This window comes from Litoreibacter arenae DSM 19593 (assembly GCF_000442275.2).
GTDB classification, from domain to species: domain Bacteria; phylum Pseudomonadota; class Alphaproteobacteria; order Rhodobacterales; family Rhodobacteraceae; genus Litoreibacter; species Litoreibacter arenae.
This window is the reverse complement of record NZ_KE557306.1, coordinates 267,155-284,996: the sequence shown is the minus strand read 5'-3', so window position 1 is coordinate 284,996 and position 17,842 is coordinate 267,155. Positions and strand designations below refer to the sequence as shown.

Below are 17,842 nucleotides of genomic sequence, written 5' to 3'. Positions count from 1 at the left end.
GCGCAACGCCAGTCCTCAACCGCGCGGAGGTGTGACCTCGTAGCCTTGCTCTTCCGGCTCGTCATCGACCATTTCGGCAGGGAAACCCGAAGCGGTGACGTCAAGACCTGTGGCGTCTTCCAGCCTCCGGATGATGTTCGGCGAAAACTCACGCGCGCCATATCGCGCGATGCCGTCCTTGAATATCCGGATCATCAGCGGGTTCATTTCCAACGGGATACCCGCCCTGTCCGCGACCTCTTGAAACAGCCCTATATCTTTCAGGACAAGGTCCATCGTAAACGATATGTCGCGCGAGCCGTTGAGGATGACCTGACTTTCGGTCTCGTGTACGAAGGACGTGCCGGACGAGATCTTGATGGCCTCGTAGGCCACGTTCAAATCCATTCCGGCCCCCTTCGCGACGGTCAGCGCCTCGGCACAGGTGATCAGGTTGGCGGTGGCCAGATAGTTGGTCAGCACCTTCAGAACGGACGCGGACCCCAGATCGCCTGTGTGCAGAACACGGCGGCCCATTGTGGTGAGCAGCGGCAGGACCGTCTCGAACGTGGCGCGGTCGCAGCCCGCGAAGATCGAGATGTTTCCCGTATCCGCGCGGTGGCATCCGCCTGACACGGGGCAATCGACCGCCGCAGCGCCCGTCGCAATCATCTTCGCGCCCAGCCGTTTGACCTCGGCCTCGTCGGTCGTGGACATTTCCAACCAGATTTTGCCCGGACCGGCGGCCTCAAGCAGCCCGTCTTTGCCTTCGACGACCTGCGCGGAAATCGTCGGATGTGGCAGGCAGGTGATGACGACGTCGCATTGCTCCATCAGGGTGCGCGGGCTGTCAGCGGAACGCGCCCCCTTCTCGACCGCACTCGCCACCAATTCGGCATCAAGATCGCGTACGGTGACGTCATGCCCGTTGCGGATAAGGGAGCCGGACAGCTTTCCCCCGACATTGCCCAACCCGATAAATCCAATTCGCATCTGCGCCTCCGCTAATTCATGCGAGGAAGGTGGAAGACCATGGGCGACCGGTCTGTCCCAATCCCGACATGCGCGCGGGCGAACGGTGTCTGTGCGCGGGCTGGCGATTGTCGTATTGCGCGCCCTGCCCTAACTTTGGGGTCAAAGGAGATAACCATGTCTATCAGACCCGTAAAATCAACCTCCGCCGCGGTTCCGACATTGGAAGGCGCAGGCGTCAAACTGCACCGCGCATTCGGGTTTCACGACCCCAGCATGCTGGACCCGTTCCTGTTGTTCGACGACTTCCGCAACGAGCGGCCGGAGGATTTCATGCGCGGATTTCCGTGGCATCCCCATCGCGGTATCGAAACCGTCACCTATGTGCTGAACGGCACCGTCGAGCATGGCGACAGCCTTGGAAACGAGGGGACTTTGGGTGCGGGTGATGTCCAGTGGATGACCGCGGGATCAGGCATTCTCCATCAGGAGATGCCGAAAGGAAACGCCCAAGGGCAAATGCACGGATTTCAGCTTTGGGCGAACCTGCCCGGCTCGCTAAAGATGACCGCGCCGCGCTATCAGGACGTGCAGGGCAAGGACATTCCCGAGATCATCGACGATGACGGCACCTGCGTGAAAGTCATCATAGGGGAGTTCTGGGGCAAGAAAGGCCCCGTGGACGGCATCGCGGCGGACCCTCAATATCTGGATGTGTTTGTGCCTGCGGGCGTGCGCAAGGTGTTCAAGATCGACACCTATCGCCGGGCTTTCGCCTATGTGTTCGACGGCTCCGGCTCGTTTCGCGATGCCTCCGCGCCTCAAGGGATTCTGCTGGAGAAAGAGGTGATGGGTGAGGAAGTCAACATCCGCGACATGTCGGGCGACCGGACGCTTGTTCAGTTCGGCACAGGTGACGAGGTGACGGTGCAAGCAGGCGAGCACGGGATTCGCTTCCTGCTGATCTCCGGCGCGCCGATCGAGGAGCCTGTGGCATGGCACGGGCCAATCGTGATGAACACGCAGGAAGAGCTAATGCAGGCGATGCGTGACCTGCGCAACGACACGTTCATCAAGCCTGCACATTAAATGTAGCCGCGCCAGCGCAGTACGGTTATCGCGACGCCGGCGACCACGACGATCTGCACGATGACCGTTGACGCAAACCCGAAGAAGGCCTTGGATTTCAGGGCCTTCTCGTCAACACCCTCAAGGTAGCGCAGGCAGGTATCATATGCGGCGCTGACCTGCCCCGGGTCCAGCCGCAGACGCATCGTGGGCGCTTGCGCCATCCGCTCGGCATCCGCCAGCGCAAGCGCCGCGCGGCGGACATGGCGCGGCAGGGTGCGGCCTGCGCGACGGGTCTGGGCCTCCAGCGACGGGCCGCGAATGCCCAGCTTCTCTCGCAAGAGAGCCGATATCCGTTCCGCCAACTGATCAACAACCACCTTATCCATTCCGTTGTCTTACCGCACTTTCACGAGAGTCGGGAAGCTGCTAAAGCTTTGTTTATGCTTAACTACACAACATACGGCGCGCCGGGCGCTGCGCGGCCCCTGCTTATTGCCCACGGATTGTTCGGCTCTGGCCGCAATTGGGGGGTGATCGCGAAGCGGTTGTCCGACCGTGGAGAGGTTAACGCCGTCGACATGCGCAACCATGCGCATAGCTTCTGGGACGAGAACCACAGCTACGAGGCGCTTGCCGCCGATCTGGCGCAAGTCGTTGAAAAGACGGGCGCTCCGGCGGATGTGCTGGGGCATTCCATGGGCGGCAAGGCGGCGATGGTGCTGGCGGTGACGCGGCCGGAACTGGTTAACAAACTGGTCGTCGCGGATATTGCGCCGGTTGAATATGCCCATAGCCAAATGGGTCCGATCGAAGCGATGCGGAAAGTGGACTTTTCAACTGTTGAACGCCGGTCTGACGTGTTGGAACAGATGACGGAACTGGAGGATGGCCTGCCGGAGTTTCTGGCGCAATCCGTTGATGTTGCGGGGAAAAAATGGCGTCTTAATCTGGATGTGCTGACCGCCGAGATGGGCAAGATCATCGGCTTCCCTGATATTCACGGCAGCTTTACGGGCGACGCGCTGTTCCTATCCGGCGGCGGCTCGGATTATGTCACGCGGGACCACCGGGCCGCCATCAAGCCGATGTTTCCAAACGCGAAATTCGCCAAGATACCCGGCGCAGGGCATTGGCTGCACGCGCAAAAGCCGCGCGAGTTCGAGGCGAATGTCAGGGCGTTTCTGGATCGGGCCTAGACGATTTTCGAGGTGATCTGCTTGGTGATCCACCACGTCGCGGGGATCGAGATCACGAAGCCCACGGCGGCGGCAATCACGATCGGCATGGTGGTGTCATAGCCCATGGACAACACCACGATGACGCCGGTGCCGGCGATTGTGGTGGCGATCATCGAATACAAAATGAAGGCGAGACGGAACATGACTGGTGACTCCTTGGTCGTGATTTCGCGCCGAATTTATCGCGGCCCGGCGGGGGCGGCTTTGATCTGGGTCATATGACGGGGTGGCGGGGTGAACCCCGCCCTACGATGGTGGTGGTGGGTTGGAAACCCACCCTGCGCTTGCTAGATTGCGTGTGGATCAAAGCAGAAAGGGTCACGCCGATGATCACGCGATTGAGTTTGATAGGCCTAGCATTGGTGTTCGTGCTGGCAGGCTGCGAGACGGTTGACGGTATTGGGCAGGATGTCAGTGGAGCGGCGCGGGCTGTGAAGCGGGCGTTGTAGGCTTGGGGGCTGTGGATTGGTGAGTTGGAATCCCACCCTGAGTTTACTAGTTAGTTAATCTAGAGCTTCCGGAACTAGCCGCTTTACTTGAGCTATCAGATAGTCGAAGCGTTTCCAAACTTCATCAGCGAGTTCATTCGCCTTGCGGGCCTCTTTTAGAAGTCGATCATATTTTTCCTGCGACACAATGCCGACTGGCTTAAATCCAGTCATCATCCTTCCGCCTACTAATTCTGGCGCGGTATTGCCTGCGATATAATTATTAAATTCGTCAAGGCTCTCAATAAATTTCGAGAGTAATGCGTCGAGTTCTTTGTCTTGAAATTCGAGGTCCCCAACATCGCGTCTGTTTGATATATTGTAGCATCGTGAATAATCTTCACGCTCTCGAAATTGAAACAAGTCTGCCTCGTTAAACAAGTCACGAAACTGCCACCTATGAAGTTCAAGGAATTCCCGCGAGAGACGAATGTCATTTGGGGTAGATTCTCGATAAATGACTTCTTCGCTTTGTTTGACTTCGGTGGCTATCCAAGCGACGAACAGGCACAGAAAAATGAACAGCGGCTCAGGGTCTAAAAAATCTGTTAGACTGGATGGCCAAAGCAACCAAGTTAGCGCACCAATTGCTGAAAGCCCGGCGCCAATTCGCACAATGGTTTGCTTGTATCTACCCATCAATATCTTCGCTTTGAAAAGTTTTTCACCATCTCACCGCGTGGGCACGCGCTTTGCTGCGCAAAACGCTGCCGCCCACCCGCTCTAAAAATGAATAACTCTTAGTTATCCATTTTTAGAGCGCTAATAAACGCTTCCTGCGGGATATCCACTTTCCCGAACTGGCGCATGCGCTTCTTACCCGCCTTCTGCTTCTCCAGCAGTTTCTTCTTACGGGACGCGTCGCCGCCGTAGCATTTGGCGGTCACGTCCTTGCGCATGGCGGCCAGCGTTTCGCGGGCGATGATGCGGCCTCCGATGGCGGCCTGGATCGGGATTTTGAACATGTGGCGCGGGATCAGGTCTTTCAGCTTCTCGACCATGGCGCGGCCACGGGCCTCGGCGCGGTCGTGGTGGACCATGATGGACAGCGCGTCGACCGGCTCGTCATTTACCAAGATCTGCATCTTGACCAAGCGGTCCTCGCGGTAGCCGGTCATCTGGTAATCGAAGCTGGCGTAACCCTTTGTTACCGATTTCAGGCGATCGTAGAAATCGAACACAACTTCATTGAGCGGGAGGTCATAGACAACCATCGCGCGGCTGCCGGCATAGGTCAGGTCCAACTGGATGCCGCGGCGGTCCTGGCAGAGTTTCAGCACGTCGCCCAAGTATTCGTCCGGCACAAGGATCGTGGCCTTGATGCGCGGCTCCTCCAGGTGATCGACATGGGTCAGGTCGGGCATGTCGGCGGGGTTGTGCAGGTCGATCTTCTCGCCGTCGCGCATGTAGACGTGGTAAATAACGCTGGGCGCGGTGGTGATGAGGTCAATGTCATACTCGCGCTCGATCCGGTCGCGGATCACCTCGAGGTGCAGCAGGCCAAGGAAGCCGCAGCGGAAGCCGAAGCCGAGCGCGGCGGAGGTTTCCATTTCATAGGAGAACGACGCGTCGTTCAGGGCCAGCTTTTCGATGGCGTCGCGCAGGTCCTCGAACTCGGAGCTATCCACCGGGAAGAGGCCACAGAACACCACGGGTTGCGACGGCTTGAAACCCGGAAGCGCCTTGTCGGTGCCCTTCTTCTCGTGGGTGATGGTGTCGCCCACGCGGGTGTCGCGCACCTGCTTGATGGAGGCGGTCAGGAAGCCGATTTCGCCGGGGCCAAGCTCGGGGATTTCGGTCAGGGCGGGTTTGAACACGCCGATACGGTCCACATGGTGGGTGGAGCCGTTGGAGAGCATCTTGATCCGCTCGCCCTTTTTCAGCACGCCGTCGATGATGCGGACAAGGACGATGACGCCGAGGTAGCTGTCGTACCAGCTGTCCACCAGCATCGCCTTGAGCGGCGCGTCGCGCTCACCCTTGGGGGCGGGCAGACGGTGAACGATGGCCTCCAGCGTCTCGTGGATGCCCTGCCCCGTTTTGGCGGAGACCCGAATGGCGTCGGTCGCGTCGATGCCGATGACGTCCTCGATCTGCTCGGCCACGCGGTCGCAGTCGGAGGCTGGCAGGTCGATCTTGTTGAGGACCGGCACGATTTCGTGGTCGGCGTCGATGGCGTGGTAGACATTGGCCAGCGTCTGGGCCTCGACCCCTTGGGACGAGTCGACGACCAGCAGCGAGCCTTCGACAGCGCGCATGGAGCGGGAGACCTCGTAGGCGAAATCCACGTGCCCAGGGGTGTCGATGAGGTTGAGGACGTAAGCCTCCCCATCATCGGCCACATAGTCGATCCGCACGGTCTGGGCCTTGATGGTGATGCCGCGCTCGCGCTCGATATCCATGCTGTCGAGCATCTGCTCTTTCATGTCGCGGGCGGAGACCGTGTTGGTCTCCTGAATCAGGCGGTCGGCAAGCGTCGACTTACCGTGGTCGATATGCGCCACGATGGAGAAATTGCGGATTTTTGAAAGCTCGGTCATGGTGCAGGATATGATGCGGAATTGGGGGGCGGTCAAGGTGCCGCAACACCCGCTCACGCTCAGCGATCACGTTGATGCGCCCACACATCCACCTCACCGGTCAACCCAGGCCGTCTAGTCGCTGATTGCCCGCCGGTAGAGGTGCCACGTCGCGTGACCCAGAAGCGGCATCACGAGGATCAGCCCGATCAACGCCGGGATCGAACCGAGCAGCAACCCCGTCGCCACTATCAGGCCCCATGCGAGGATCACGCGGGGGTTCTTGCGAAAGACATTGACCGATGTCACGACGGCATTGGCCACGCCGACGTCACGGTGCAGCAGCAGCGGAAACGACACGACGCTGGTGACGAGCACAAGAAGCGCGAAACCGAAGCCGACCACCATGCCGATCACGATCATTACCCAGCCTGCTCCGGTATTGAGAACCTGCTCCGTGAATGCTGCCAGCGAAGCGGGTGGGGTGCCACCCAGCGTCACGGCATGAATTGTAGCAGCCGCCAGCATCCAGACGACAAACACGCCAAGCAGATATAGACCCAGCACAACGATCGCCCCGAAAGACGGGGACGAGACCACGCCCAGAGCATCGCCCCATTTATAGGTGAGGCCTGCCTCTCGGCGACGGCTTATTTCATACAAGCCGATTGCAGCAATGGGACCCAGCAGCGCGAAGCCCGCCATGAGCGGGAAGAGCAGTGGCAGTAGGTCCATGTTCAGCCCGATGCCCACCAGTGACAGCCCGATGATCGGATAGATCAGGCACAAAAACAAAACGTCCGCCCGTGCGGCAGTCAGATCTTCGGCACCTTTCCGCAAGGCATGGCGCAGATCGTCCATGGTCAGCGTATTGATCTGGTCTTCGGTAATCGGCGTCGAGTCGCGGATACCGATATGCTCGACGTTTTCGGCAACGTGACCTGCCGCCCCGCCAAGTGTCTTTGCCCCCCACGATAAGGGATTTCCGATAGTTTTTACCATTTTTTAGCCCTCCAAGTGATACGCGCATCGACCGCTTGCAGTGGCCCTTGGGAAGGAGCGGGCCTAACTGTCTCGGCCTCTAATCCCGGCATCATAGCATGATTTCGGGCCAGACGCCTGCATGCCGGATAAATGACAGTCACATTTGCGAGACGTGGCCGGGGACGGGTTTGTCAGGGCCAAGAATAACGGGTCGCCGGGGTATTCCGAGGCGAACACCAAAATGGTGAAACGCACGCGGTCGGGCGCAAGCTTGCTGACGCAAGTGTTCGCGGAGAACCTGCCCAATACTGAGCCAACCCGCTGTCGAAAAATGTGAACGCCATGGTGATTGAAATTGCCGCAGCGTTTGTCCTATGATCGCCGCATGAACGAGCGCGGGACACATCGCGCCGCAATCATGGAGCGGGATTATGGGTATCAAACTAGCAGTCGTTTTCGTCGTAGCGGTGGTTTCCGCAAGCGCCGCCGTCGCGGGGCCAATTGAGCGGGCGTGCAACAAATCGGACCGCAAATCAGTGTCGCGGCCCCTTTGCAACTGCGTCCAGCAGGTCGCCGACCTGACGCTGGACGCACGGGACCAGCGGCTTGCCGCCACGTTTTTCTCGGACCCGCATCGCGCGCAAGTCATCCGCCAGTCCGATGATCGCGGGCACGAAGCGTTCTGGAAGCGCTACAAGCAGTTCGGCGCGAGTGCCGAAGGCTACTGCCGCTCCGTCAGAAGCTGAGCCACAAGCGCGTCGATGCATTTCTCGAGCTGGGCGATCACCGGCTCGAACTTTCCCGTGAAATACGGATCAGGCACTTCGGTGGGCCCCGCATCGGGCGCGAAGGACGACATGAGAACCACCGGCACGGTCGAGCCCTGCGGTCGCAGCGCCTCCATTTGCAGGCGATTGGCCTCGTCCATGGCGATCAGCAGGTCGAACTTCGCAAAGTCCTTCTCCCTGAACGCCCGCGCGATCTGGTTTTCGATGTTGTAGCCCTTTAGCCGAGCAGCAACGATGGCACGCCCGTCGGGCGGCTTGCCGACATGCCAAGTGTCGGTTCCGGCACTATCTATATCCAGGCTAAGGCCGGCGCTACGCGCCTTGACCTCAAGTATGCCCTCCGCCAATGGCGAACGACAAATGTTGCCTGAACAAGCAAACAAAAGTTTCTTATTCAATATGGTAGCTCCCCAGCTATACGCCTTTGTGCGACAATCGGGGATGCGGATCAAGGTTTTATGAAACCGAGATCAAGTTGCCCTTACGTAGGGCAGACACTGGGGGATGCAAAAAAGGCAGCCCCGAAGGGCCGCCTTTCAGATTTCTGTTCGATGCAGTTTAGCCGCCGGTCTTGTTGCCGTGCTTCATCTGCATCGTGCCGTGGCCGCCTTCCGGCATACGCTCCAGATCGACGGGAACCATGACCTCGACCTCGCCCGCCTTCTCGAAGATCAGGGTTACGGGCACCATGGCGCCCTGCTCCAGCGTGTCGTTGAGGCCCATGAGCATGACGTGTTTGCCGCCGCGCTGCATTTCGATCATCTCGCCCGCCGCGACAGGGAAGCCCTCCTCGACATGGACCATCTTCATGATCCCGTCATTTTCAAGATGCGTGTGCAACTCCACCCGCTTGGCAGCCGGGGATGCGACGCCGATCAGGCGGTCATCGGTGTCGGAGGTGTTCATCAACGTGATGAACGCCGCCCCTGTCGGGGCATTCGCCCCGGCGCTGCGGGCGTAGGAGTCGGTGACCTTGATGGCCATATCGCCCGCGAAGGCGGCGGTGGAAAGCGTGGCGGCGAGGATGGCCGCAGAGATAAGTTGCACAGACATGGAACATGTCCTTTCGTTTGATAGATTGGTCTGAGATTTGGGATAGTGGGATCAGATCAACCGACCGGCGGCGCACGGGCCTGCGGCCCGCCCCTGTCGTTGCGCGCGGTCATTGGCGCGGCAAGCGCTACCCACAGCGCGGCGCCCGCTACGCCGTCACACAGGATTACATCCGGCGACGCGGGTGCTGGCGCCAACACGACCATAGTGCAGTCGGGGCAGATCGGGGCGGGATCGACCCGCTCCCCGTTGGCGTCGAGCAGGATCGTCTGCAAGCCCGCGCCGTTGCAGATCACCATCGCCTGTGTGCCCGCATCGCGGTCACGCATCGCGGCCATGGAGCCAGTGGTGGCAACCATAGTCATGACGAGCACGATGGCGAGGACTTGGCGGGCGAGGATCATGGGCAGAGTGTTACGTTGCTTTGGTGTCGGAGCCAAGCTGCCAGAAGCCACCTTGCGAAACGTTGTTCCAGATCAAACGAAAACAGCCCCGCCCTGTGGGGGCGAGGCCGCTTTGAAAGCTATACGTCTCAGGCTTAAGCCTCGGCTTGCGCCTTGACGATGTCCTTCTTGACCTTGAGCGCCTTGGCGGACAGGTCGGTATCTTTGGCCTTACCCATGAAGCCGTCGAGGCCGCCGCGGTGATCCACAGTGCGCAGGGCAGCAGCGGAGATGCGGAACTTGAAGCCGCGACCCAGGGTCTCGGACATCAGCGTGACGTCGTTCAGGTTCGGCAGAAAGCGACGACGGGTCCGGTTTTTGGCATGGCTGACATTGTTGCCGACCATGGGGCCCTTGCCAGTGAGTTCACAGACGCGCGACATGTGCGTTTCCTTCCGGGTCTTAAACAGATGAAGGCACCGCCCGTGCGATGCCCTGAATTCGGTCTGCGTGGAATAGGGGCAGATTCTTGGGGGGTCAAGTGGAGAATGGGGATTTTGGTGGGGGATGCGCGCTGTTTATGCCGGATTTTCGATTGGAGGGGTCGGAAGCCTCCCTTTCGGCGATTTGCAATCGCCTGACGGCAATGGGCGGGAATATTTGTGAAGCAATGAAATCCGGAGTGAGTCGCGATATCGAGGCGGGCGCACGTTAACCTTAACGCTGGGTTAGGAGAGGCTGTCGAGCATTTTCGCCGCAGCGCGGTCGGGGGAAAGAGTGCCGTCGGCGACGTCTTGCGCCAGAGCCTGCATCGCAGCGCTGGCCTGTTTGTCGGCGCTGATACGGGCAAGCAGACCCGTGCGCACCGCTTGTTCGAACCAATGCACGCTTTGGGCTTTGCGGCGGGCGTCCCAATGGCCGTGCTCCTTGCGCCAGTCGCTGAGGGTTTGCATGTCCTGCCATGCCTCCTCCAGCCCCAATCCGGTCAGCGCGGAGACGATGCGTGCTTTCGGGAAGCCCTTGGGGTCCTGCGCCCGCTTGCGCAACAGCCGCAATGCGCCGGTGTAGTCCGCCTGTGTGCGGATTGCGGCGGGTTTCAGGTCGCCATCGGCTTTGTTCACCAAGATCAGGTCCGCAATCTCCATGATGCCGCGCTTGACGCCCTGCAACTCGTCTCCACCAGCGGGGGCCAGCAACAGTACGAAGATATCCGACATCTCCGCCACCATGGTTTCCGACTGGCCGACGCCCACGGTCTCGATCAGCACCACGTCGAAGCCTGCGGCCTCGCACAGGGTCACCGCTTCGCGGGTGCGCCGGGCGACGCCGCCCAGATGCGATTGCGACGGCGATGGCCGGATGAACGCGTTCGGATCGCGCGACAACAGGTCCATGCGGGTCTTGTCACCAAGAATTGATCCGCCGGAGCGGGTCGAGCTTGGGTCCACCGCCAGCACCGCCACCCGCAACCCCTGCCCCGTCAAATGCAGCCCGAAGCCTTCGATAAAGGTGGATTTGCCGACGCCCGGCGTGCCGGACAATCCGATACGCAAAGCCTGCGGAGCGCTTACGCGCAAGGTGTCGATGAGCGCCAGGGCCTGCGTGCGGTGATCCTCACGGGCGCTTTCCACAAGGGTTATCGCGCGGGCCAGCGCCCGCCTGTCCCCTGCACGTATCTGTGCGGCCATGTCTTCAATATGTTTCAAGGATGGGCGATCTTTCGCTTGTTTTCCCCGCAACTTGGGGTGTTATCCGTATGTTCGCGGCCCAATATGGCCCCAGAGCCATAAGTGATACAACAAGGCGAAAAGATGAAGCAGTTTTTGAAAGTTCTGGGCCTGTGCGCCCTGCCCCTGACCTTTGCCGCGCCAGCGGTGGCGGACGGGACCACGGACGCCGTGTTCTCGGTCGCCATTCGCGGGATCACCGCAGGCACCCTGAAGATCAAGGGACAGGAGGCCGGTGGCCGCTACTCGGCCTCTGGCGTGTTGCAAAGCGGCGGGCTGGTCGGGCTGGTGGCAAGGGTGAAATACACTGCCTCGTCCAGCGGGCGGGTGAGCGGCAGTAATTTCAGCCCCGCGCGCTACGACGAAAAGGCGGATACCGGCAAGCGGAAGTCCTCGGCCTCGATGACCTATAAGGGCGGCGTGCCGTCGGTCTCGGACTATGTGCCCGGCCCCAATGTGGTGAAGCCATCGACCCAGAACGGCACGGTGGACCCGATGACCGCGCTTTATGCCGCGTTTCGGGACGTGCGCCGCGACCAGGTCTGCAAGCTGGACGTGAAGATGTATGACGGCAAGCGGCGGTCTCAGGTCAAGCTGTCCTCGCCACGCAGCGACGGTGACATGATCATGTGCGACGGCGAATATCGCCGCTTGGCGGGCTTCTCGCCCGAGGACATGGCCGAGAAAGCGCGCTTCCCGTTCAACCTGTTCTACGCCCAGACCGCTGACGGGCGTTACCGGGTGGAAAAGGTCGTGACCCAGTCGCTTTACGGCAACGCCACGATGACGCGGAAATAGACGCGGACGCCAAGCCGCGGTAAGCGGGGGCCATGAGCCTGCCGATTGAAGATGTAGTAGACGCCCTTGTCGGTCACATGACCGGCGGGGGTGTTTGCGTTTTGCAGGCCCCGCCGGGCGCGGGCAAGACCACGCGGGTGCCACTGGCGCTGCTGGAGGCGGGTGCGTTCGACGGGCGGCTGATCATGCTGGAGCCACGCAGGCTGGCCACCCGCGCCGCCGCTGAACGGATGGCGGATATGCTGGGCGAGCCTGTGGGCGCGACTGTCGGCTACCGCATGCGCGGCGAGGCGAAAGTGTCGAAAGCCACGCGGATCGAAGTGGTGACCGAAGGCATCCTGACGCGGATGATCCAGAGCGATCCTGAACTGACGGGCGTGGGCTGTGTGGTCTTCGACGAATTCCACGAACGTTCGCTGAATGGCGATCTGGGGCTGGCCTTGACGTGGGAGGCGCGGGGCGCGTTGCGGCCTGACCTGAAGGTATTGGTCATGTCGGCGACCTTGGACGCGGAGCCGGTGGCGGAATTGCTGGACAATGCCCCCGTAGTCACCTCCGACGGGCGCGCACATCCGGTGGAGACGCGCTGGCTGGACCGGCCATTGCACAAGGATATCCGGTTCGAGACGGCAGCGGCCGATCTGGTCAACCGTGCAGTGGACGAGACCGAGGGCGGCGTCTTGGTGTTCCTGCCCGGCGAAGGCGAAATCCGGCGGGTGATGGGGATGCTCAAGGTGCCGAAAGGCGCGGTGGTGCGCCCGCTGTTCGGGGCCTTGCCGTTCAAAGAGCAACGCGCGGCGATTGCGCCCGAACAAGGCGTGCGCAAGATCGTGCTGGCGACCTCGATTGCGGAGACCTCCCTGACAATCGAAGACGTGCGGGTCGTGGTGGATGCAGGCCGCGCGCGGCGGGCGCGGTTCGACCCCGGCTCCGGCATGTCGCGGCTGGTCACCGAAAAGGTATCGCGGGCAGAGGCCACCCAGCGCCAAGGCCGCGCGGGACGGGTTCAGGCAGGCGTTTGCTACCGCATGTGGACAAAGGCGGAGGAAGGCGCACTGCCTGCGTTCCCGCCTGCGGAAATCGAGGCGGCAGACCTCACAGGGCTGGCACTGGAACTGGCGAACTGGGGCGCGGCGCTGGAAGATCTGGCGTTCCTGACCCCACCGCCGGAGGGCGCATTTGCCGAAGCGAAAGCCTTATTGCAGATGCTGGGCGCGTTGGACGGGGACCGGATCACCGATCACGGGCGCAGCTTGGCCGCGATGCCGCTGCATCCGCGCTTGGGGCATATGCTGGCGATGTCCGGTGATCGTGGGCCTGCACTGGCGGCGTTGCTGGCGGAACGTGACCCGCTGGGCCGCAATGCCGGAACGGACATCGCAGCACGCATGAAGTTGCTCAACGGCACGGTGCCACCCCACGCCAATCGCGGCGTGGTGGAGCGGGTGCGCGCGGAGGCCAAGCGCCTCAAACGTTTCGCAGGCAATACCGAGCGCAGCTTGGGCGAGATGGCCGCCCTCGCCTACCCCGACCGCATCGGATTGCGGCGTCCGGGCAAGGATGCCCGCTATGTTTTGTCAGGCGGAAAAGGGGCCGTGATCGACGGCAGCGACGCGTTGGCAGGGCAGCGCTTGATTGTAGCGCTCGATCTGGACGGCGACGCGCGGGAGGCCAAGGTGCGGCTGGCAAGCGCCATCAGCGAGGCAGAGTTGCGCGGGCTGTATGCGGATCAGATCAACTGGATCGACCTCTGCGAATGGTCCAAGCGCGACCGCAAAGTGCTGGCCCGCAGGCAGGAACGCTTCGGGGCGTTGGTCCTCGACGACCGCGCATGGAAGGACGCAGACCCCGAACACGTCGCGCAAGCGATGCTGGACGGGGTGCGGCAGCTGGGTCTCACGGCGCTCAACTGGTCGAAACCCGCCCGCTACCTGCGGGCACGGGTCCAGTATATGCGCGAGGGGATGCCGGACTGGTCGGACGAAGGGTTGCTGGGCAGCCTTGAGGCGTGGCTGCTGCCTTATCTGGGCGGCGCCCGCTCGGCAGAGGACTTGAAATCGGTCAACGTCGCGGAGGCCCTGCGTGCGGCACTCGACTGGGACCAGATGCAAGCATTGGACGCAGGGGCGCCCGCCAAATTCACCACGCCTTTGGGCCGCGACTTGGCGCTGGACTACGCGGACGGTGCCCCTGCCCTTGAGGTGCGCCTGCAAGAGATGTTCGGCGTCACCCAGCACCCGCGCACCGGACCGGACCGGTTGCCGCTCAAGATCACGTTGCTTTCGCCCGCATCAAGGCCCGTGCAGGTCACGACCGACCTGCCGGGCTTCTGGGCAGGCTCCTACGCCGACGTGCGCAAGGACATGCGCGCCCGCTATCCGCGCCACCCGTGGCCCGAAGACCCGACCGTCGCCGACCCCACCTTGCGGGCCAAGCCGCGCGGGACGTAAGCGGGGTGGACAGCGCGTCACCTGCCGCTACTGTTTGATGTGACCAACCCGGAGGCCCGCGCATGACTATCGCCAACAGCAAATTCGGAACGGCCCAGCCCGTCAAACGACGCGAGGATACGCGGTTCCTGACCGGCCACGGGCGCTATCTGGATGACACGGTGCCAAGCGGGGCGCTTTGTGCCTACCTCTTCCGCTCTTCCGTCGCGCATGCCGAAATCACCGAACTGGACGTCAGTGACGCCGAGACCGCAGACGGGGTGCATCTGGTCCTGACCGCTGACCGCTACGAGGCGGCGGGTGGCAAGAACAAGATGAACGCCTCCATCATCACCAACCGTGACGGCTCCCCGGCCGCGGCCCCCGTGCGGCCCGTTCTGGCAAAAGACCGCGTGCGCTTTGTGGGCGAGCCGGTTGCCATGATCGTGGCCGACACTCTGGAGCAGGCCAAAGACGCCGCCGAGCTGATCGGCTTCGACTATGACGACCTGCCCGTGCATATGGACCCGACACCGGGCGGGCCGGACATCCACCCCGAGGCGCCGGACAATGTCGCCTATGACTGGGGCATCGGCGACAAGGAAACCACCGACGCCGTGTTCGAGACCGCCGCCTTCACCACCAAGGTGGACATCGGGGACAACCGGATCATCGCCAATTCTATGGAGCCGCGCGGCTGCTGGGCGCAGATGGAAGATGACCGGCTGCATATGGAATATTCCGGCCAAGGGGTCTGGGGGTTGAAAGGCTCGCTGGCCTCCACCTTGGGGATCGATAAAAAGGACGTGCATGTGACCACGCCCGACGTGGGCGGCGGCTTCGGCATGAAGGCCTTTGACTACCCCGAGTATTTTCTGGTCGCCCAAGCCGCCCGCACCCTTGGCCGCCCCGTGCGCTGGCAGGCCGACCGCACGGAATCGATGCTGACGGACAATGCGGGCCGCGATCTGGTGTCCACCGCAGAGCTGGCCTTCGACAAGGACCACAAGATCATCGCCTACCGCGTCAACGCGGTCAGCAACCTTGGCGCGTATAATTCCGCCTACGCCCAGTTCATCCAGAGCGAGCTGGCCTCCAAGGTGGTCATGGGTGTCTACGACGTCCAAGCGGTCTATTTCAGCAATCAGGGCATCTACACCAACACCACGCAGGTCGACGCCTATCGCGGCGCAGGCCGCCCCGAAGCGATCTATGTGCTGGAACGCGCCATAGACCACGCCGCCCGCGAATTGGGCGTCGACCCGCTGGAGTTGCGCCGCAAGAGCTTTATCCCCGCAGACCAGTTTCCCTACATCTCCGCCACGGGGGAGTTGTATGACGTGGGCGATTTCCACAAGGTCTTGAAGCGGGCAGAGGTGGAGGCCGACCTTGACGGCTTCGCGTCCCGCAAGACCGCGTCGGCGGCTGCGGGCAAGCTGCGCGGGCTTGGGGTGTGCTACTACATCGAAAGCATCCTCGGCAGCCCCGACGAGACCGCGCATGTGGAGTTCGCAGACACAGGTCGCGTTAACCTCTACGTAGGCACGCAGAGCAACGGACAGGGTCACGAGACAGTCTATGCCCAGATGCTGCACGAATACACCGGCATCGACATCGACCTGATCGACATCATCCAAGGCGACAGCGACCGGATCGCCCAAGGCGGCGGCACGGGGGGATCGCGCTCGGTCACCACGCAAGGCACCGCGAACAAGGCGGTGGCGGAAAAGACTATCGACACGTTCCGCCATTTTGTCGCTGAACAACTGGGCGCACACGAAGTCGCGTTTGAGGACGGGGCCTTCCGCGCCGAAAGCTCCAACACGGTGATGACCCTGATCGAAGCGGCAGAGGCCGCGCGGGATCAAGGCCGCGACGACTTGCTGAACATCACAGCCAGCACAACCCTGCCGGGCCGCTCCTACCCCAACGGCTGCCACGTGGCGGAAGTCGAAATCGACCCTGACACCGGCGTCACCGAGGTCGTGAAATACACCGTGGTCGATGATTTCGGCGTTCTGATGAACCCGATGATGGCCGAAGGCCAAGTCCATGGCGGCGTGGTGCAAGGCATCGGGCAGGCGATCAGCGAGCATGTGGTCTATGACGAGGACGGTCAACTTCTGACCGCAACTTTCATGGATTACGGCATGCCCCGCGCGGCCGACATGCCGATGATTAACTTCCACTCGGAACCTGTGCCCTCCACCGCCAACGTACTTGGCATGAAAGGCTGCGGCGAGGCAGGTACCGTGGGCGCACTGGCCGCCGTCGCCAACGCCGCGCTGGACGCCATGTGGGATCGTGGCGTGCGCCACGCGGACATGCCCTTCACCCCGCATCGGGTGTGGCAGATGCTGGAGGGCACGTAGATGTGTGACGCGTCAGGCACCGCAACCGGCACCGTCCAGATCGAAAACGCCCGCACCCGCGTGACGGAATGGCGGTTCAAGAAACGTGGCGACAACACCGGCTGGCATCGCCATGACTACGACTATGTGGTGGTGCCGCTGTTCGACGGCGCGTTGCAGATCAAACTGCCGGGCGGCGAGGAAATCACCGCGCAATTGCAAAACGGCGTGCCGTATTTCAGGGAGTTTGGCGTGGAGCATGACGTGCTGAGCGCCAACGACTTTGAATGCGCCTTTGTCGAGATCGAGTTTCTGGACAAGGCCCGCTGATGGCGCGTGACCCCAAAAACCCGCCCGATCTTGACGCGGCCTATGCGCTGGAGACGCCAGATGACAACCTTCGGCTCTACGGCGACTGGGCCGATAGCTACGACCACAGCTTCGCGCAGGCGATGGACTACCAACTGCCAACCCATGTCGCCCGGACCTTTGCGGAGTTGGGCGGTGACGGACCGGTGCTGGACGTGGGGGCTGGCACGGGCCTGCTGGGCGAGGCGCTCCGTCCGCTATGCGATCTGGACATCGACGCGCTGGATCTGTCGGGGGAGATGCTCGCGGTGGCCAATTCCAAGGGCATCTACCGCAAGCTGATCGAGGCCGACTTGACCAAATCCCTGCCTCTCGCACCCGCCTCCTATGGCGGCGTGGTCAGCTCCGGCACCTTCACCCACGGCCATGTCGGGCCGGACGCGATTGACGGCCTGCTGGACGCCGCCAAGCCCGGCGCATTGTTCGTCCTGTCGGTCAATGCAGAGCATTTCGAAGCCCGCGGTTTCGCCGACAAGTTCGAAGCGCTGGCACCGCAAATCGAGGATTACCACATCAAGACCGTGCAGATTTACGGCGCTGGCGCTGAGGGCGATCATGCCGGATCACAGGGGCATCTGGCTGTGTTCCGAAAACATTCACACCCATGAAGAATCTGTGAAGGGGGTTGACTGGAAACGCGCTTAAGGGCCTCCTACTCTTAATAATGAGTATCCATTTGGAGTGAGTAACGTG

General features: G+C 61.7%; 20 protein-coding genes. 9 read left to right on the top strand and 11 right to left on the bottom strand.

What is annotated here, in order from left to right; all coding sequences use genetic code 11:
* Positions 1 to 15: 15 nt before the first annotated feature.
* On the bottom strand, positions 16 to 972 hold the full coding sequence (locus tag THALAR_RS01490; protein WP_021099694.1) for an NAD(P)-dependent oxidoreductase: 957 nt from the start codon (positions 970 to 972) through the stop codon (positions 16 to 18).
* A gap of 156 nt (positions 973 to 1,128) precedes the next feature.
* Between THALAR_RS01490 and THALAR_RS01485 the strand changes: the two genes are divergently transcribed.
* A complete protein-coding gene (locus THALAR_RS01485; RefSeq protein WP_021099693.1) occupies positions 1,129 to 2,040 on the top strand; it encodes a pirin family protein in 912 nt (303 codons plus the stop codon).
* Here the strand turns inward: THALAR_RS01485 and THALAR_RS01480 are convergent.
* Positions 2,037 to 2,408, bottom strand: coding sequence for a hypothetical protein (locus THALAR_RS01480; RefSeq protein ID WP_040816986.1), 372 nt, complete (start codon positions 2,406 to 2,408; stop codon positions 2,037 to 2,039). The genes THALAR_RS01485 and THALAR_RS01480 overlap by 4 nt on opposite strands.
* Before the next feature lie 54 nt (positions 2,409 to 2,462).
* Between THALAR_RS01480 and THALAR_RS01475 the strand changes: the two genes are divergently transcribed.
* Positions 2,463 to 3,218: an alpha/beta fold hydrolase gene (locus THALAR_RS01475; protein WP_021099691.1), complete on the top strand. Its 756-nt coding sequence runs from the start codon at positions 2,463 to 2,465 to the stop codon at positions 3,216 to 3,218.
* Here THALAR_RS01475 and THALAR_RS01470 read toward each other — a convergent pair.
* Positions 3,215 to 3,403: a hypothetical protein gene (locus tag THALAR_RS01470; protein WP_021099690.1), complete on the bottom strand. Its 189-nt coding sequence runs from the start codon at positions 3,401 to 3,403 to the stop codon at positions 3,215 to 3,217. The two genes, THALAR_RS01475 and THALAR_RS01470, sit on opposite strands and share 4 nt — an antisense overlap.
* A 183-nt stretch (positions 3,404 to 3,586) precedes the next feature.
* Here THALAR_RS01470 and THALAR_RS18655 point away from each other — a divergent pair, with 183 nt between their 5' ends.
* Positions 3,587 to 3,709 carry a hypothetical protein gene (locus THALAR_RS18655; RefSeq protein ID WP_021099689.1) on the top strand — a complete coding sequence of 41 codons (123 nt, stop codon included), beginning with the start codon at positions 3,587 to 3,589 and terminating at the stop codon, positions 3,707 to 3,709.
* Between the two features lie 54 nt (positions 3,710 to 3,763).
* Here the strand turns inward: THALAR_RS18655 and THALAR_RS01465 are convergent, their stop codons facing one another.
* The 3 genes from THALAR_RS01465 to THALAR_RS01455 form a co-directional block, all read right to left on the bottom strand.
* Positions 3,764 to 4,387 carry a hypothetical protein gene (locus THALAR_RS01465; RefSeq protein WP_040816984.1) on the bottom strand — a complete coding sequence of 208 codons (624 nt, stop codon included), beginning with the start codon at positions 4,385 to 4,387 and terminating at the stop codon, positions 3,764 to 3,766.
* A gap of 101 nt (positions 4,388 to 4,488) precedes the next feature.
* Positions 4,489 to 6,288 carry a translation elongation factor 4 gene (lepA, locus tag THALAR_RS01460; RefSeq protein WP_040817491.1) on the bottom strand — a complete coding sequence of 600 codons (1,800 nt, stop codon included), beginning with the start codon at positions 6,286 to 6,288 and terminating at the stop codon, positions 4,489 to 4,491.
* Between the two features lie 114 nt (positions 6,289 to 6,402).
* Positions 6,403 to 7,269 (bottom strand): DUF2189 domain-containing protein, encoded by an 867-nt coding sequence (locus THALAR_RS01455; RefSeq protein ID WP_021099686.1) that lies wholly within the window; start codon positions 7,267 to 7,269, stop codon positions 6,403 to 6,405.
* 413 nt (positions 7,270 to 7,682) lie between these two features.
* On the opposite strand from THALAR_RS01455, the gene THALAR_RS01450 reads away from it, so the two are divergent.
* Complete coding sequence (locus THALAR_RS01450; protein ID WP_021099684.1) at positions 7,683 to 7,997, top strand: hypothetical protein; 315 nt, start codon at positions 7,683 to 7,685, stop codon at positions 7,995 to 7,997.
* Here the strand turns inward: THALAR_RS01450 and THALAR_RS01445 are convergent.
* The 5 genes from THALAR_RS01445 to meaB form a co-directional block, all read right to left on the bottom strand.
* Positions 7,973 to 8,437: a low molecular weight protein-tyrosine-phosphatase gene (locus THALAR_RS01445; protein WP_040816981.1), complete on the bottom strand. Its 465-nt coding sequence runs from the start codon at positions 8,435 to 8,437 to the stop codon at positions 7,973 to 7,975. The two genes, THALAR_RS01450 and THALAR_RS01445, sit on opposite strands and share 25 nt — an antisense overlap.
* A gap of 160 nt (positions 8,438 to 8,597) precedes the next feature.
* Positions 8,598 to 9,092 carry a copper chaperone PCu(A)C gene (locus THALAR_RS01440; protein WP_021099682.1) on the bottom strand — a complete coding sequence of 165 codons (495 nt, stop codon included), beginning with the start codon at positions 9,090 to 9,092 and terminating at the stop codon, positions 8,598 to 8,600.
* Positions 9,093 to 9,148: 56 nt separating this feature from the next.
* Positions 9,149 to 9,496, bottom strand: coding sequence for a hypothetical protein (locus THALAR_RS01435; protein ID WP_021099681.1), 348 nt, complete (start codon positions 9,494 to 9,496; stop codon positions 9,149 to 9,151).
* A 134-nt stretch (positions 9,497 to 9,630) separates the two neighbouring features.
* Entirely contained in the window at positions 9,631 to 9,918 is a 288-nt protein-coding gene (gene rpmB / locus THALAR_RS01430) for a 50S ribosomal protein L28 (RefSeq protein WP_040816978.1), read from the bottom strand.
* Between the two features lie 285 nt (positions 9,919 to 10,203).
* A complete protein-coding gene (meaB, locus tag THALAR_RS01425; RefSeq protein ID WP_021099678.1) occupies positions 10,204 to 11,181 on the bottom strand; it encodes a methylmalonyl Co-A mutase-associated GTPase MeaB in 978 nt (325 codons plus the stop codon).
* Positions 11,182 to 11,286: 105 nt separating this feature from the next.
* Here meaB and THALAR_RS01420 point away from each other — a divergent pair, with 105 nt between their 5' ends.
* The 5 genes from THALAR_RS01420 (at position 11,287) to THALAR_RS01400 (ending at position 17,757) form a co-directional block, all read left to right on the top strand.
* Complete coding sequence (locus THALAR_RS01420; protein WP_021099677.1) at positions 11,287 to 12,000, top strand: DUF3108 domain-containing protein; 714 nt, start codon at positions 11,287 to 11,289, stop codon at positions 11,998 to 12,000.
* Positions 12,001 to 12,032: 32 nt separating this feature from the next.
* A complete protein-coding gene (hrpB, locus tag THALAR_RS01415; RefSeq protein WP_021099676.1) occupies positions 12,033 to 14,450 on the top strand; it encodes an ATP-dependent helicase HrpB in 2,418 nt (805 codons plus the stop codon).
* 62 nt (positions 14,451 to 14,512) lie between these two features.
* Positions 14,513 to 16,801 carry a xanthine dehydrogenase family protein molybdopterin-binding subunit gene (locus THALAR_RS01410; protein ID WP_021099675.1) on the top strand — a complete coding sequence of 763 codons (2,289 nt, stop codon included), beginning with the start codon at positions 14,513 to 14,515 and terminating at the stop codon, positions 16,799 to 16,801.
* A complete protein-coding gene (locus tag THALAR_RS01405) occupies positions 16,802 to 17,110 on the top strand; it encodes a cupin domain-containing protein (protein ID WP_021099674.1) in 309 nt (102 codons plus the stop codon).
* Positions 17,110 to 17,757, top strand: coding sequence for a class I SAM-dependent DNA methyltransferase (locus THALAR_RS01400; protein WP_021099673.1), 648 nt, complete (start codon positions 17,110 to 17,112; stop codon positions 17,755 to 17,757). Before THALAR_RS01405 ends, THALAR_RS01400 begins: the two co-directional genes overlap by 1 nt.
* The last annotated feature ends 85 nt before the right edge of the window (positions 17,758 to 17,842 follow it).